This is a genomic window from Mesorhizobium sp. B2-5-3, assembly GCF_006441005.1.
Taxonomy (GTDB): domain Bacteria; phylum Pseudomonadota; class Alphaproteobacteria; order Rhizobiales; family Rhizobiaceae; genus Mesorhizobium.
The window spans coordinates 379,690-393,686 of sequence record NZ_VFUS01000004.1 but is presented as its reverse complement, the minus strand read 5'-3'; the positions used below and the strand labels follow the sequence as shown (position 1 = coordinate 393,686).

14 protein-coding genes are annotated in these 13,997 nt (G+C 64.3%); 7 read left to right on the top strand and 7 right to left on the bottom strand.

Annotation, left to right across the window (positions count from 1 at the left end; all coding sequences use genetic code 11):
* The first annotated feature begins 1 nt into the window (after position 1).
* Positions 2–1,342 carry a hybrid sensor histidine kinase/response regulator gene (locus FJ867_RS12195; protein WP_140495725.1) on the top strand — a complete coding sequence of 447 codons (1,341 nt, stop codon included), beginning with the start codon at positions 2–4 and terminating at the stop codon, positions 1,340–1,342.
* Between the two features lie 9 nt (positions 1,343–1,351).
* Here FJ867_RS12195 and FJ867_RS12190 read toward each other — a convergent pair whose 3' ends face one another.
* Complete coding sequence (locus FJ867_RS12190; RefSeq protein ID WP_140495724.1) at positions 1,352–2,035, bottom strand: response regulator transcription factor; 684 nt, start codon at positions 2,033–2,035, stop codon at positions 1,352–1,354.
* Between the two features lie 224 nt (positions 2,036–2,259).
* Here FJ867_RS12190 and FJ867_RS12185 point away from each other — a divergent pair, with 224 nt between their 5' ends.
* The 3 genes from FJ867_RS12185 to FJ867_RS12175 all read left to right on the top strand — a co-directional run bounded on the left by FJ867_RS12185 (position 2,260) and on the right by FJ867_RS12175 (position 4,789).
* Positions 2,260–2,958 (top strand): fumarylacetoacetate hydrolase family protein, encoded by a 699-nt coding sequence (locus tag FJ867_RS12185; protein ID WP_140656519.1) that lies wholly within the window; start codon positions 2,260–2,262, stop codon positions 2,956–2,958.
* A 4-nt stretch (positions 2,959–2,962) separates the two neighbouring features.
* Entirely contained in the window at positions 2,963–3,613 is a 651-nt protein-coding gene (gene maiA, locus FJ867_RS12180; RefSeq protein ID WP_140495722.1) for a maleylacetoacetate isomerase, read from the top strand.
* A 135-nt stretch (positions 3,614–3,748) separates the two neighbouring features.
* On the top strand, positions 3,749–4,789 hold the full coding sequence (locus FJ867_RS12175) for a zinc-dependent alcohol dehydrogenase family protein (protein ID WP_140517186.1): 1,041 nt from the start codon (positions 3,749–3,751) through the stop codon (positions 4,787–4,789).
* Here FJ867_RS12175 and FJ867_RS12170 read toward each other — a convergent pair.
* Positions 4,786–5,685, bottom strand: a complete 900-nt coding sequence (locus tag FJ867_RS12170; protein WP_140555108.1) for a DMT family transporter — start codon at positions 5,683–5,685, stop codon at positions 4,786–4,788. The two genes, FJ867_RS12175 and FJ867_RS12170, sit on opposite strands and share 4 nt — an antisense overlap.
* Before the next feature lie 108 nt (positions 5,686–5,793).
* Here FJ867_RS12170 and FJ867_RS12165 point away from each other — a divergent pair, with 108 nt between their 5' ends.
* Complete coding sequence (locus tag FJ867_RS12165; protein WP_140631149.1) at positions 5,794–7,194, top strand: PLP-dependent aminotransferase family protein; 1,401 nt, start codon at positions 5,794–5,796, stop codon at positions 7,192–7,194.
* Between the two features lie 23 nt (positions 7,195–7,217).
* On the opposite strand, the gene FJ867_RS12160 is transcribed toward FJ867_RS12165, so the two are convergent.
* Positions 7,218–8,108, bottom strand: a complete 891-nt coding sequence (locus tag FJ867_RS12160; RefSeq protein WP_140728927.1) for a LysR family transcriptional regulator — start codon at positions 8,106–8,108, stop codon at positions 7,218–7,220.
* Positions 8,109–8,244: 136 nt separating this feature from the next.
* Here FJ867_RS12160 and FJ867_RS12155 point away from each other — a divergent pair, with 136 nt between their 5' ends.
* Entirely contained in the window at positions 8,245–9,690 is a 1,446-nt protein-coding gene (locus FJ867_RS12155; RefSeq protein ID WP_140817494.1) for an MFS transporter, read from the top strand.
* A 36-nt stretch (positions 9,691–9,726) separates the two neighbouring features.
* Here FJ867_RS12155 and FJ867_RS12150 read toward each other — a convergent pair whose 3' ends face one another.
* The 3 genes from FJ867_RS12150 to FJ867_RS12140 form a co-directional block, all read right to left on the bottom strand.
* Positions 9,727–10,224 carry a MaoC family dehydratase gene (locus FJ867_RS12150; RefSeq protein ID WP_140495716.1) on the bottom strand — a complete coding sequence of 166 codons (498 nt, stop codon included), beginning with the start codon at positions 10,222–10,224 and terminating at the stop codon, positions 9,727–9,729.
* A gap of 248 nt (positions 10,225–10,472) precedes the next feature.
* Complete coding sequence (locus tag FJ867_RS12145) at positions 10,473–10,901, bottom strand: phasin family protein (protein WP_140564115.1); 429 nt, start codon at positions 10,899–10,901, stop codon at positions 10,473–10,475.
* A gap of 70 nt (positions 10,902–10,971) precedes the next feature.
* Positions 10,972–12,267, bottom strand: a complete 1,296-nt coding sequence (locus tag FJ867_RS12140) for a DUF445 domain-containing protein (protein ID WP_140817492.1) — start codon at positions 12,265–12,267, stop codon at positions 10,972–10,974.
* Between the two features lie 398 nt (positions 12,268–12,665).
* On the opposite strand from FJ867_RS12140, the gene rirA reads away from it, so the two are divergent.
* A complete protein-coding gene (gene rirA, locus FJ867_RS12135) occupies positions 12,666–13,127 on the top strand; it encodes an iron-responsive transcriptional regulator RirA (protein WP_140495713.1) in 462 nt (153 codons plus the stop codon).
* A gap of 78 nt (positions 13,128–13,205) precedes the next feature.
* On the opposite strand, the gene FJ867_RS12130 is transcribed toward rirA, so the two are convergent.
* Positions 13,206–13,994 carry a heme ABC transporter ATP-binding protein gene (locus tag FJ867_RS12130; RefSeq protein ID WP_140817490.1) on the bottom strand — a complete coding sequence of 263 codons (789 nt, stop codon included), beginning with the start codon at positions 13,992–13,994 and terminating at the stop codon, positions 13,206–13,208.
* Between the last annotated feature and the right edge of the window lie 3 nt (positions 13,995–13,997).

Below are 13,997 nucleotides of genomic sequence, written 5' to 3'. Positions count from 1 at the left end.
CGTGCCCCTCAAGGACATAGACGATCCCGACAGGCTGAAGAAGATCAACGCTGCGCTGGTCAGCCGCGTCGAGCGCTCGATGGACCAGCAAGGCAACGCCTTCTCGCTGTTCCAGACCGCGATCTCACTGGAAAGCAGGGTACGCGCCCGCACCGAGGAACTGCACTCGACCTTGCGGCGGCTGGAACAATCGAACATCGACCTCAGCGCCGCCAAGGAAAATGCCGAGCAGGCGAACCTGTCCAAGACCCGCTTTCTCGCGGCGGCCAGCCACGACGTGCTGCAGCCGTTGAATGCGGCGCATCTGTCCGTCTCCGCCCTTGCCGAAGTGCAGACCAGCGACGAGGGCCGGAAACTGGTACGGCAGGTCGAGCGCTCGCTGGAGACGATGGAGGACCTGCTGCGCACGCTGCTCGACATCTCCAAGCTCGATGCGGGTGTGGTCCAGCCCGACATTGGCGACGTCAGCCTGGAGGCGCTGTTCTCGTCGCTGCGGTCGGATTTCCAGCCTGTGGCCGAACTGAAGGGCCTGTCGCTGAAATTCCGCGCCGTCAACGCCGTGGTTCGCTCCGATCGCACGCTGCTGCGCCGCATCCTGCAGAACATCCTCTCCAATGCGCTGGGCTACACCCGCTCGGGCGGTGTCCTTGTCGGCACCAGGCACCGCGGCGATGCCATCCGCATCGATGTCGCCGACACCGGCTGCGGCATTCCCGACGACCAGCGCGAGGCGGTGTTCGAGGAATTTCATCGCGGCATCATGCCTGCCAATGCCGAACTCGCCGGCGGCGGCCTCGGCCTCGGGCTGGCCATCGTGCGGCGCATCGCCGGCGCGCTCGGCCATCCCGTGACGTTTTCCTCGAAGGTCGGTCGCGGCACGATTTTTCACATCGATGTCCCCGTCGGCATCGGTGCCACGGCGGACGCCGTCGCCAGCGCTGCAAGCCTGGAGCGGCCGCGCGGCTATGGCTTGTTCGGCACCAAGGTTCTGCTGGTCGAGAACGATGTCGAGGTGCTGCAGGCGATGACCTCGTTGCTCGAACGCTGGCAATGCCTGGTGCGCGCCGCGACCTCGACCGACGACGCGCTCGACATGCTCGGCGACACGGACTGGGTGCCCGACATCGTCATAGCCGACCAGCATCTCGACGGCGGCGATCTCGGCACCGCCACCATATCGAAGGTCCGCCGCTATCTCGGCCGCGCGGTGCCGGCGCTGATCGTCACCGCCGACAGTTCCGAAGCCGTCGCCAAGGCGGCGCGGGCCGGCGGCATCGAGTTGATGCGCAAGCCGCTCAAGCCCGCGCAACTAAGGGCGCTGCTGGCACATCTGCTGGCTTAGACCTGCCCCTCAAAACCCCGCCTGATCCCTGAAAAGCTCCGCATTATCAAGCTTCGAAACCTCGATCACCGCTTGCGTGCGGCTGTAGACGTTGAGCTTGCGCAGGATCTCCGAGACGTGCGCCTTGACTGTGGTCTCGCCCACTTGCAGCTCATAGGCGATCTGCTTGTTGAGCAGGCCCTGGCGTAGCATCTGCAACACGCGCAACTGCTGCGGCGTCAATGTCGAAAGGCGCTGCACCATGTCGGCGCGGTCGGTGCTGTCGGCGTCGGGCGGGCGGCCCTCATAAGTTTCCGGAACATAGATGGCACCTTCCATCACCGAGCGTATGGCGTTGGCCAGATCGCTCTTGCGCGCCGATTTCGGGATGAAGCCGGCAGCACCGTAGGACAGCGCCTCGGAGATGATCTTGGGCTCCTCGTAACCGGATACTATGACCACGGGCAGGCGCGGATAGCGGGTCCGAAGCTGCAGCAACCCCTCGAAGCCGTGCACCCCGGGCATGCTGAGATCGAGCAGGGCAAGGTCGAACGGCTTTGTCCCGGCCAGCAGGTCGAGTGCCTCGGCGATCGAGCGCGCCTCCACCGTGTCGACCTCCGGGTAGGCCATCTGCACGGCGCTGTGCAGCGCCTCGCGAAACAGCGGATGATCGTCGATGATCAGGAACCGGGCGCTGTCAGTGGCTGCTGTCATGTGGCTCGTTTCGGTTTGCCGCCCGCAGTATAATCCCGCGACCATGGCCGACTTATTGGCAAATAGTCTATCCCAGCGGACGATGCATCGCCCCGAAAGTGATGGAAACTCCGGATTCCTTATACGGCCGGCCGGCCAATGCTTTATGAAAAGCGACGCCTTGCCCGGCCTCTCAATTCGGCCGAAGGTGCCCGCGGCCCGACATCCAACTGCAGAGACAGACCATGACCGCCTTTGTCCTCCCCGCTCCGCCAACGCCCTCGGTCGCGGTGGCCGGCTCGAACGAGCGATTTGCGGTGCGCCGCATCTTCTGCGTCGGGCGCAACTACGCCGCGCATATCAGGGAGTTCGGCAATGACGAGCGCGATCCACCCTTCTTCTTCACCAAGCCCGCCGATGCGGTGGCAGACTCCGGCGCTACGATCCCCTACCCGCCGCTGACGACCAACCTGCACCATGAGATCGAACTGGTGGTCGCGATCGGCAAGTCGGGCTTCCGCATCCCGCGCGCCCAGGCGCTGGATCATGTCTGGGGCTATGCCGTCGGCATCGACCTCACCCGCCGCGATCTCCAGGACGAAGCCAAGAAAGCGGCGCGGCCATGGGACTGGTCGAAGGCTTTCGACCGCTCCGCGCCGTGCGGTCCTCTGGTTCCCGCGCAAAAATCCGGCCATCCGAACCAGGGCCGTATCTGGCTGGCTGTCGACGGCAAGATCCGGCAGGACGCCGACCTCGCCGAGTTGATCTGGCCGATCTCCGACATCGTCTCGATCTGCAGCGAAGGCATGGAATTGCAGCCAGGCGACCTCATCTTCACCGGCACGCCGGCCGGCGTCGGCGCGGTCAACCCCGGGGAGACGATGACCGGCGGCGTCGACGGCATCGGCACGATCGAAGTGACCATCGGCCAACCAAATCGGTGAATGCATGAGCGACATCGTCCTTCACAACTACTACCGCTCCTCCACCTCCTACAGGGTGCGGATTGCGCTGGAGATGAAGGGGCTGACCTATGACTACGTGCCGCATCACCTGCGCCATGGCGAGCATCTCGAACCGGCCTATCTCGCGGTCAACCCGCAGGGCCTGGTGCCGGCGCTGATCCTGGGCGACGGCACCCTGCTGACGCAATCGCTGGCGATCATCGAATTTCTCGACGAGACGACGCCCGAACCGCCTCTGCTGCCGAAGGACGCAGTTGGGCGCGCCCGCGTCAGGATGCTGGCGCAGATGATTGCCTGCGATATCCATCCGGTGAATAATTTGCGTATCCTGACCGCGCTGCGAACCCTGTTCGGCGCCGGCGACGAGGATGTCGCCAACTGGTTCCGGCACTGGGTCAAAGAGGGTTTCAAGCCACTCGAAGACCTGTTGATGGCTTCGCCCGAGACCGGCACCTTCTGCCACGGCGACACGCCGGGGCTGGCCGATATCTGCCTGGCGGCACAAGTCACCAGCAATGCCCGTTTCGGCGTCGATATGGCGCCCTACCCGACGATCTCGCGCATCAATGCCGCTTGCATGGCCCTGCCGGCCTTCCAGAACGCCGCGCCGCAAAACCAGATCGATGCCGAGTAACCTTCATTCGGCGACGCGCAGCGTCGCCATCGGCGTATGCCCAAACGGCCGACTTGTCTGGCGGAATCGATTTCCGCTTGACCGGCCAGGGAATCGGCTATCGTTTCCCGAAGTGCGCGCAAGGTGGAGTTGCCGATGAAAGCCGTCGTCTTCGAAAAATTCGGCGAGGCGCCGACGATCCAGACCGTTCCCGATCCGAAGCCGGCGCCGGACGGCGTCGTCATCAAGGTCGAGGCGACAGGCCTGTGCCGCAGCGATTGGCACGGCTGGATGGGCCATGACGCCGATATCCGCTTGCCGCATGTCCCCGGTCACGAGCTGGCCGGCGTCGTGGTAGCCGCCGGCAAGCAGGTGACCCGCTGGAAGGCTGGCGAGCGCGTCACCGTCCCGTTCGCCGTCGGCTGCGGCCATTGTTTCGAATGCACGTCCGGCAATCACCAGGTCTGCGAGCACCAGTCCCAGCCGGGCTTCAACGCCTGGGGCTCGTTCGCCGAATATGTCGCCATCGAGCACGCCGACACCAACCTCGTGCGCCTGCCCGACGAGATGGAATTCGCCACTGCCGCCAGCCTCGGCTGTCGCTTCGTCACCTCGTTCCGCGCCATCGTCGACCAGGGCCGGGTGAGGCCGGGCGAATGGGTGGCGGTGCATGGCTGCGGCGGCGTCGGCCTGTCGGCGATCATGATCGCCAGCGCCATGGGTGCCAATGTCATCGCCATCGACCTCACCGAAGAGAAGCTGGACTTTGCCAGGAAGATCGGCGCGGTGGCGACCATCAACGCGGCGACGACCCCGAACGTCGTCAAGGCGGTCAAGCAGATCACCAATGGCGGCGTGCATATGTCCATGGATGCACTCGGTCATCCCACGACCTCGTTCAATTCGATCGCCAATCTGCGCCGGCGCGGCCGCCATGTGCAGGTCGGCCTGATGCTGGGCGATCACGCCCGCCCGCAGGTTCCGATGGACAAGGTGATCGCGTTCGAGCTCGAAATCCTCGGCAGCCACGGCATGCAGGCCTACCGCTACCCCGCGATGATGGAGATGATCCGCACCGGCAAGCTGAAACCCGAGCTTCTGGTCGGCAAGAAGATCAGCCTTGAGGAAGCGCCGGCTGCACTGATGGCGATGGGCGGCTTCGAAGGCATCGGCATCGGTGTGGTGACGAAGTTTTAGCCAGCGGCGCCGGTTGCGGGCCGTGGCAAATCCCGCCTGGCAAACTTTTTGGCGCCGAATACGCACAGCACCACGCCGAGCGTGATGACGACCATCAGGGGGCTGACCTGTTCATGCAGCAGGGACGCCGCCAGGGCGAGGCCAAAGAAGGGCTGCAGCAGTTGCAACTGCCCCACGGCGGCGATGCCGCCTTGCGCGAGGCCGCGATACCAGAACACGAAGCCGATCAGCATGCTGAACAGCGAGACATAGGCAAGCCCGATCCATGCATTGGTCCCGACCGTGGCGAAGGACGGTGGCAAGGTGACCAGGGTCACCACCAGCATGACCGGCAGTGACAGCACCAGCGCCCAGCAGATCACCTGCCAACCGCCCAGCCTGCGCGACAGCGCGGCGCCTTCTGCGTAGCCCAGGCCGCAAACGACGATTGCGGCGAGCATCAGTGCATCGCCAACCGGCGAAGCCGTCACGCCTTGCGCAAGGGCAAACCCGCCCACCAGCGCGCTGCCGAGGCATGAGAACAGCCAGAAGGCCGGTCTCGGCCTCTCGCCCCCGCGCAGCACGCCGAAGATCGCGGTCGCCAGCGGCAGCAGGCCGACGAAGATGATGGAATGAGCAGAGGTGACATGCTTCAGCGCCAAGGCTGTCAGCAAGGGAAAGCCGACCACCACACCCAACGCGACGATGACAAGCGACATCAGGTCATGACGCTCCGGGCGCTTCTCGCGGAAGACGAGCAGCAGCGCGAGGCCAAGCAAAGCTGCTATCACCGCGCGCGCCGACGTCAGGAATGTCGGATCGAGATCCATCACCGCCACGCGCGTTGCCGGCAAGGAGCCGCTGAAAATCAACACGCCGATGAATCCGCTCACCCAGCCGCTCGTCGTCTTGTCCATTGCAGGCACTCCATCCGTTGCGCCCTCTATCGGGCCCATACCCATGGCGTCACCAGAGACAATGCAGTACAATTCAACAAAACTGTAATGGTTTGCCGGAAGGTACAGATGAACGTATCAGCGAGATTCGACAACAGCGGAACCCTTGTCGAAGGCGTCATGTCCACCATCCGCCAGCGAATTGCCGCGCGCAGCCTCACGCCCGGCGCCCGATTGCCCTCGATCCGCGCCTTCGCCAAATCCATGCAGGTTTCCAAATCGACAGTGGTCGAGGCCTATGAGCGACTGGCGGCGGAAGGCGCGATCCGTTCCCGGCCAGGCTCCGGCTTCTATGCCGCCGGATCGCTGGCGCCGCTGTCGCTGGCCGAGATCGGCCCCCGACTCGATCGCGCCGTCGATCCGCTCTGGGTTTCGCGGCAGTCGCTGGAAGCGGGCGATGAGATGCTGAAGCCCGGCTGCGGCTGGCTGCCCGCCTCGTGGATGCCGCAGGCAGCGCTACGTCGCGCGCTGCGCAACGTGGCGCGCGCCGATGATGTGGCCCTTGCCGACTACGGCACGCCGCTCGGGCTGCCGCCGCTGCGCCAATTGCTGGCGCGGCGCATGGCCACGCATGGCATCGAGGCTTCACCCGAACAGATCATGCTGACGGAATCGGGCACGCAGGCCATCGATCTCCTGTGCCGGTTCCTGCTCGAACCCGGCGATACAGTGCTGGTCGACGATCCCTGCTATTTCAATTTCCACGCACTGTTGCGTGCCCATCAGGCCAAGGTCGTCAGCGTCCCCTATACGCCATCGGGGCCGGATATCGACTTGTTTGCGCAGGCGCTGGCCGAGCATCGGCCGCGCCTCTACATCACCAACTCCGCCATCCACAACCCGACCGGCGCGATCCTGTCGCCGGTCACCGCGCACCGGCTGCTCAAGCTCGCCGATCAATCGGACCTGACCATCGTCGAGGACGACATCTTCGCCGATTTCGAACACGCTCCTGCCCCAAGGCTCGCGGCTTTCGACGGTCTCGAGCGTGTCGTCCATATCGGTAGTTTCTCCAAGACGCTTTCGGCCTCGATACGCTGCGGCTTCATCGCCGCGCCCCGTGACTGGATGGAAGGGCTGGCCGACCTCAAGATCGCCACCACCTTCGGCGGCGGGCGGCTCGCGGCCGAATTGGTGCTGACCCTGCTCAGGGATGGCAGCTATCGCAAGCACATGGACCTGCTGCGCGCCCGGCTCTCACGCGCCATGATCGAGACAGGCGCTCGGCTGAAGGCGATCGGGATCACGCCCTGGATCGAGCAGCCCGCCGGTCTGTTCCTCTGGTGCAGCCTGCCGGATGCAGTGGACGCAGCCGAGATTGCCCGCCGCGCGCTTGCGGCCAATGTCGTGCTGGCGCCCGGGAACGCGTTCAGCCTGTCGCGATCAGCCAGCCGATTCCTGCGCTTCAACGTTGCACAATGCGAAGACGAGCGGATTTTCAAGGTGCTGGAGGCAGCCATGCCGCGCTGACGGCTGCGGCGCGGCTTGCGCGATCAGGACTTCACGCAAATGTCGCGCACGCAACTCCGCAGCCAGCGCTGCGCCGGATCGGCATCGAGCCGCGGATGCCAGAGCATGGAAATGGTGACCGCCGGAATGTCGACCGGCAGGGAAAAAGTCTGCATGCCGGCGCGCGCGCCTTGCGTATGCCGCTCGGGCACGCTGGCGATCAACTCCGAGGCGCGCGCCATCGCGAGCGCGGCCGAAAAACCGGAAGCCATGCACACGACCATTCGTTGCAATCCGAGCCGGCTCAAGGCCTCGTCGACCGGCCCCCTTTCGCGGCCCCGCCGCGAAACATTGATGTGGCGGCCGGCCGCATAGCGTTCCGGCGTCATCGCGCCCTGGCCCAGCGGATGGCCGCTGCGCACCGCGCAGACGAAACGGTCGCGAAAAAGCGCCTGGATGCGCACCTCCGGCCCGGTCTCGCCGGCCACACCTACTTCCAGGTCGATCGCCGCTTCGCGCAGTGACGCCATGTCCTTGTCCGACTTCGGCGCGAAACGCAGCCGCACGCCCGGCGCATCGGCCTGGATGCGGGCGATCAGGCGCGGCCCGAACTCCTCGACGAAGCTTTCATTGGTGCGCAGCGTGAAGGTCCTCTCCAGGCCCGGCAGATCAAGCAGCCTCGCCGGGCGCAGCAGCGTTTCCGCATCCTGAACCACACGACCGACCTGCTGGCGCAGTTCCTGCGCGCGTGGCGTTGGAACCAGACCGCGACCGGCCCGCACCAGCAGCGGATCTCCCGTCGCCGCGCGCAGGCGCGCCAGCGTGCGGCTCATCGCCGAGGGGCTGAGCCGTAGTCGCGTCGCCGCACGCGCCACGCTGCCTTCGTCCAGCAGGACATCGAGGGCGACGAGCAGGTTGAGATCGGGCGGCGACATGGTTCGATCCTAGCACGAAATCCGCTGATGTGGCGTGCAACGCACGAATAGAATGCAAATGCTGCGCGTTCCGCCACATCCTGCAAACGATTAGATCTTCGAAGCTTCGACCTGAAGCCGACAAAGGGAGATCGCCGTGGCAGTCACTGAGCAACATCGCAACGAGCACGCATCGGTCGCACAGAAAATCCCATCGGCTGGATGGGCGCTGGCGAGCCTGTCGCTGGCCACGCTGCTGTCGTCGCTCGGCACCAGCATCGCCAGCGTCGGCCTTCCCTCGCTGATGCAGGCATTCGATGCCTCGTTCCAACAGGTGCAATGGGTCGTGATTGCCTATCTGCTCGCCATCACCATCCTGATCGTCAGTGCCGGGCGCCTCGCCGACATGCTCGGGCGGCGGCCGCTGCTGCTTTTCGGCATCGCGCTGTTCACATCGGCGTCGGTGCTCTGCGGCCTCTCGCCGGCTTTGTGGCTGCTGATCGCGGCGCGGGCGGTGCAAGGGCTTGGCGCGGCGCTGATGATGGCGCTGACATTGGCCCTTGTCGCCGAGACGGTGAGCAAGGCCAGGACCGGCAGCGCCATGGGCCTGCTCGGCGCCATGTCGGCCATCGGCACCACGCTCGGCCCCTCCATGGGCGGCCTGCTGATCGCCGCTCTCGGCTGGCGTTCGATTTTCCTGGTCAACGTGCCGCTCGGCATCCTGACCTTTGCAATGGCCTGGCGTGCTTTGCCTACCGGCAACGGGACGGTGCGGACCGGCCAAGCCGGCTTCGATGGTTTGGGCACGGGCCTGCTGGCCCTGGCATTGGCGGCTTACGCATTGGCGATGACACTGGGTAGAGGCAGTTTCGGCCCCATCAACATCGGCCTGCTGGTCGCGGCTGGCATCGGCATCTTCCTGTTCGCCACGGCGCAAAGGATGGCGAAAAACCCATTGGTCGAGCTTTCCGCCTTCCGCGATCTCTCACTGAGCACCAGCCTTGCCATGAACCTGATCGTCGCCACGGTGATGATGGCGACCTTGGTGGTCGCGCCGTTCTATCTCTCGCGCGGGCTCGGACTGGACGCGGCAAACGCCGGACTGGTGCTCTCGACAGGCCCGCTGGTTTCGGCGCTGTCGGCGTTGCTTGCCGGACGCCTTGCCGATCGCTTCGGAGCCAAAAGGATGATGGTCGCGGGCCTGCTCGGCCTTGCCACGGGCACGTTCCTCCTGTCCCTGGCGATAACGACACTCGGCATCGTCAGCTATGTCGTCCCCATCACCGTGACCTGCTTCGGTTATGCCCTGTTCCAGACAGCGAACAACGCCGCCGTCATGAGCAGCGTCGGCGGCGGTCAACGCGGCGTCATCTCCGGTCTGCTCAATCTGTCGCGCAACCTTGGCCTCATTACGGGCGCCTCCGTCATGGGCGCCATATTCGCCGCCGCATCGGCCGGAGGACGCGAAGCCATCGGCCAGGGCATGCTGACGTCAGCGGCGGCGGCCGGTGGAATGCAGGTGACCTTCCAGACGGCAACGGCACTGGCGGTGGCGGCGCTGGTGCTCAGCCTCTTGCCGAGCCGGCGGGCGGAGAACGCCTGACGAAGATCGATTCAGGAGGCTTGGGCGAACGACCGCTCAGGCCCCTGCCCGCTTGCGGCGCTCATAGAGCATGACCAGCGTTTCGGCCGTCAATGCCGGCTTTTCCTCGCCCTCGATCTCGACGGTGTTGGCGGCCTTCATCAGGTATTGACCCGGCCCCCTGTCCTCCATGGACAGCAGCGTGGTGCGCAACCGGATGCGTGCGCCCACCTTGACCGGCGCCAGGAAACGCACCTTGTCGAAGCCGTAATTGAAGGCGGCCTGCGTGTTCTCGGGCACGATTCCCATGCCGAGCGCCAGCGCGCCGATGATCGACAGCGTCAGATAGCCATGTGCAATCGTCGTGCGGAACGGGCTTTGCCGCCGCGCCCGTTCGGGGTCGACATGGATCCATTGATGGTCGCCGGTGCATTCGGCGAACTGGTTGATACGGTTCTGGTCGACTGTCGTCCATTCCGAGACGCCAAGCTCCTGCCCGGACATCGTCCTCAACTGCTCGTAGGTCGGCGGCGTCTTAGGCCGTATTTCGGTCATTCCTGTTTTCCCGATGGCTTCCAACGCTTCCGGACCACGAACCGGCGGCCTCTGTCAATTCGCCCTGCATGATTCCGTTCCGCCGGGACCGACGCGAATCCTGGCATGGTCCTACGTCAAGCCGTGTTCACCCGGCCTTGGCATTTGAGGGTACCCATGGTGTAAAAGCATGGCGGCCGATGAAAGAGCATCCGAACAAAACTACGCCTGGCGCAGGGTTGGCAGGCAACCGGTCTTTGTCACGCAAGCTACTTCTTCTCGTAGCCGGCGCGGATTTCCTCCATCGCCTCCTTGATGCGCATGCGCAGGATGTCGACCGATTCGGTGCCGGATTTCCTGACCAGCTCGGCCACTTCGCTGGCATTCTTCAACGTGATCTCGAAGGATTTCCTGGCGAACTCAGTCTGCTTGGCCATCAGGTCCTGCGGCGTGCCGGGCGCTCTGTAGCCTTGCGTCATGTCGGCAATTTCGCGCAGCGTGTCCTGCAGCATCTCGCGTTGCCTGGAGAACAGCGACGACGCGCCGGCGGCACTTGCCCGCGCCGATTTCTCCAGCGCTTCAAGGTTCTTGCGGTGGTGCGCGAGGATTGCCTCGACATCGACATTGGGCAGTTTCAGATCGCGGCCGAACCGGCCGAACATGTCCGTGAAGGAATGGGAATCCGGTTGTTTGGCCATGCTCATCTGCTCCCCTGTTGCCGCGACTGCTGATGCCCCGCCCATGAGAATAGGGCATGGCGTGCGCCCGTCAATTGACGAGAAACAGCCGCTCCGCGGTGTAAAGCGCGATGCCGGCCAGACCGCCGATAATCATGCCGTTGAAGCGGATATATTGCAGGTCCCGGCCGATATTCATCTCGATCAGCCGCGTCAGTTGCGCCAGATCCCAGCGCTTGACCTGGTCTGCGATGAATTTCGATACGCCGCTCTTCTGGCTCTCGACGAAAGAGGACAGCGCCACCACGAATCCCTGGTTCATGTCGGCCCTGATCTTGGCGTCTCCAGCCAGATGCCGGCCGACCTCGACGAACATGTTGGCAAGATGCGCGCGGATGATCGATCGCGGCGCCTTGGCATCCTGCTCGATGAACAGCCTGAGGCTTTCCCACATGTCGCCGGCCAGCGCCTTGACTTCCGGCCTGGCGAGGAAATCGCGCTTCAGCTTCTCGGCGCGCCTTGCATATTGCTTCGACGTTCTCAACCGCTCGACGAAGGCTTGCGCGAAACGGTCGAATTCGGTGCGCATCGGGTGGTCGGGATCGGCTCTCACCTCGTCGAGCAGCGAACCGGCCGAGGCGACGATCTTCTTCAGGAGATAGGCGTCGGCCCTGAACAGCTTGAACAGCGACGGCAGTTCCTCGCGGATCTTTTCGCGCATGGTCGTCAGCGCCTGTTCATCGTTGAGGAACCGGCCGATCACCTTGATGAACTCATCGAACAGCCTCTGGTGACGGCGATCGTCGGTCAGGGCCGAGAGCAATTCGGCCGCCAACGGCGCCAGCGGCACTTTTTCGATCTGCTCCAGCATCCGGCTGGTGACGAAGCCGCGCAGCCCCGATTGCTCGACGGCGGCAAGCGTCTGCGGAACCAGGCGCACGACGAAACGCGACAGGCCCGCGGCACGTTCGGAATCGGCCAGCCAGTCGGCGACGAGCGCCGAGAAATCGACCTCGGCCAACTTTTCGCGCACCGGCTCGGGGGCAAGGAAATTGGCTTCGATGAAACGGCCGAGATTATCGGCGATACGGTTCTGGTTCTCGGGAATGATCGCGGTGTGCGGGATCGGCAGACCGAGAGGCCGCTTGAACAGCGCGACCACCGCATACCAGTCGGCCAGGCCGCCAATGGTCGCCGCCTCGGCAAAAGCGGCGACGAAGCCGAGCCAGGGATAGGTGCTCTCGAAGGACTTGGCCAGGGCGAACACGGCGACGCAAAGCGCAAGTGCCGCCGTGGCGACGAATTTGGTCCGCCGCAGCATTACAATCTTGGCATGCGCGTCGGCATCATATCCGCCGGAAGCCAGGGCCGTGGCTGATTGTGACATGTCAGAGCCGCTCCTCGTCGATCTCTGATCTATTTAGAGCATTCCAGGAAAGGTGTGTAACGCTGTTCTCTGGAAAAGCGCCTGGCGCTTTCCCCAGGGAATTGCGTGAAAACAAAGAGTTAGGGCGGTCGGCCATTCTGCCGATCACTGGACCGCTCTGGTGTTTCGCCCGAGGAAATGCGCGTGACAGCCGATTCGGCCCGCGTCTTGCCGCCTTGCGCACACAAAGTTGACGGGAATATTCAGCTATTAGGCGAAGCTAGTCTGGAATTATTCCAAGGTATAGGCCATATTCCGCCGAGGCCAGTGTGGCGAATCCGAAAGCTCGGAGCAAAGCCGCACCAGCAAAGTTCAAAATCTGGCGTGATCGCAGCTCGCCGGCGCTTTGTGAGGACAAGATGCGACTTACCCGCCAGACCAATTACGCCATGCGCATCCTGATGTATTGCGCGGCCAATACCGATCGGCTGAGCCGCATCCCCGAGATCGCCGCCGCCTATTCGGTGTCGGAGCTTTTCCTGTTCAAGATCCTCCAGCCACTGGTCGAGAATGGCCTTGTCGAGACGGTGCGTGGCCGCAATGGCGGCGTCAGGCTTGGCCGTGCCGCGGAATCGATCAACCTGTTCGACGTCGTGCGCGTGACGGAGGAAAGCTTCGCCATGGCCGAGTGCTTCGAGAACGACGCCGCGGAATGCCCTCTGGTCGACAGTTGCGCGCTGAATTCCGCGTTGCGCGAGGCGCTCAACGCCTTCTTCGCGGTCCTTGCCCGCTATACGATCGCCGATCTCGTGGCGGCGCGTCCGAACGTGCGCAACCTGCTCGGCATTGACCTGCTGGAGCGCCGCGCACCGGCGGCCTGATCCGGTTTGCCGCAGGCTGGACCTGCGGCGAACGTCCAGAATCTAGGCCGCTGCCAGAATCTAGGCCGCTGCCAGAATCTAGGCCGCTGATTGAGGCAGCACGAACGGCATATTGCCGGCTGGCAGGACTCCAACCCTTAAGCGGCAACCGAATACCCTTTCGATCAGATCGTCGCTCAGCACATCCTGCGGCGAACCGGTGGCGGCAAGCCGGCCGCGGTGCATGACGAAAATCCGGTCGGCATACATCGCCGTCAGGTTGAGGTCGTGCAGGATGGCAACCACGCCGCCGCCCCTTCTGGCGAAGTCGCGGGCAATGTTCATGATGATCAGCTGGTGCTTGATGTCGAGGCTGGACACCGGCTCGTCCAGGAACAGATAGCGCGGCTTGCCGTCGAGCACCGGCGCCCAGATTTGGCACAGCACGCGGGCGAGTTGAACGCGCTGCTGCTCGCCGCCGGAAAGCTCCTGATAGAAGCGGCCGGCGAAACCGTCGAGGTCGACACGCGCCAGCGCCCGTTCCGGCAGGCGTTCGTCCTCGCCCGGCAGCACACCTGAGCGGCCTCCGACAAGGCCGAGCCTGACAATCTCGCGCACAGTAAAGGGAAACGACAAGGTCGTCGCCTGCGGCAGCACCGCGCGCAGCGTCGCCGCCTCGACTGGCGTTATCGTCGAGAGCTCGCGGCCGTTGATGGCAATCCGGCCGGTATGCGCGAGTTCCCCCGACAGCGCCTTGAGGAAGGTCGTCTTGCCCGACCCATTGGGGCCGACAATGGCCGAAATCTCACCCGGCCTGACCTCGAAATCGACGCCGGCGACAATGCCTTTCCTGCCGATCGCCACCGAAACATCGCGCGCTTCGATCATGAA

What these genes read in the sequence shown, in the direction of transcription:
- FJ867_RS12190 (WP_140495724.1), bottom strand. Translation starts at nt 2,035, where the DNA reads ATGACAGCAGCCACTGACAGCGCCCGGTTCCTGATCATCGACGATCAT.
- FJ867_RS12185 (WP_140656519.1), top strand. Translation starts at nt 2,260, where the DNA reads ATGACCGCCTTTGTCCTCCCCGCTCCGCCAACGCCCTCGGTCGCGGTG.
- maiA (WP_140495722.1), top strand. Translation starts at nt 2,963, where the DNA reads ATGAGCGACATCGTCCTTCACAACTACTACCGCTCCTCCACCTCCTAC.
- FJ867_RS12175 (WP_140517186.1), top strand. Translation starts at nt 3,749, where the DNA reads ATGAAAGCCGTCGTCTTCGAAAAATTCGGCGAGGCGCCGACGATCCAG.
- FJ867_RS12170 (WP_140555108.1), bottom strand. Translation starts at nt 5,685, where the DNA reads ATGGACAAGACGACGAGCGGCTGGGTGAGCGGATTCATCGGCGTGTTG.
- FJ867_RS12165 (WP_140631149.1), top strand. Translation starts at nt 5,794, where the DNA reads ATGAACGTATCAGCGAGATTCGACAACAGCGGAACCCTTGTCGAAGGC.
- FJ867_RS12160 (WP_140728927.1), bottom strand. Translation starts at nt 8,108, where the DNA reads ATGTCGCCGCCCGATCTCAACCTGCTCGTCGCCCTCGATGTCCTGCTG.
- FJ867_RS12150 (WP_140495716.1), bottom strand. Translation starts at nt 10,224, where the DNA reads ATGACCGAAATACGGCCTAAGACGCCGCCGACCTACGAGCAGTTGAGG.
- FJ867_RS12145 (WP_140564115.1), bottom strand. Translation starts at nt 10,901, where the DNA reads ATGGCCAAACAACCGGATTCCCATTCCTTCACGGACATGTTCGGCCGG.
- FJ867_RS12140 (WP_140817492.1), bottom strand. Translation starts at nt 12,267, where the DNA reads ATGTCACAATCAGCCACGGCCCTGGCTTCCGGCGGATATGATGCCGAC.
- rirA (WP_140495713.1), top strand. Translation starts at nt 12,666, where the DNA reads ATGCGACTTACCCGCCAGACCAATTACGCCATGCGCATCCTGATGTAT.
- FJ867_RS12130 (WP_140817490.1), bottom strand. Translation starts at nt 13,994, where the DNA reads ATGATCGAAGCGCGCGATGTTTCGGTGGCGATCGGCAGGAAAGGCATT.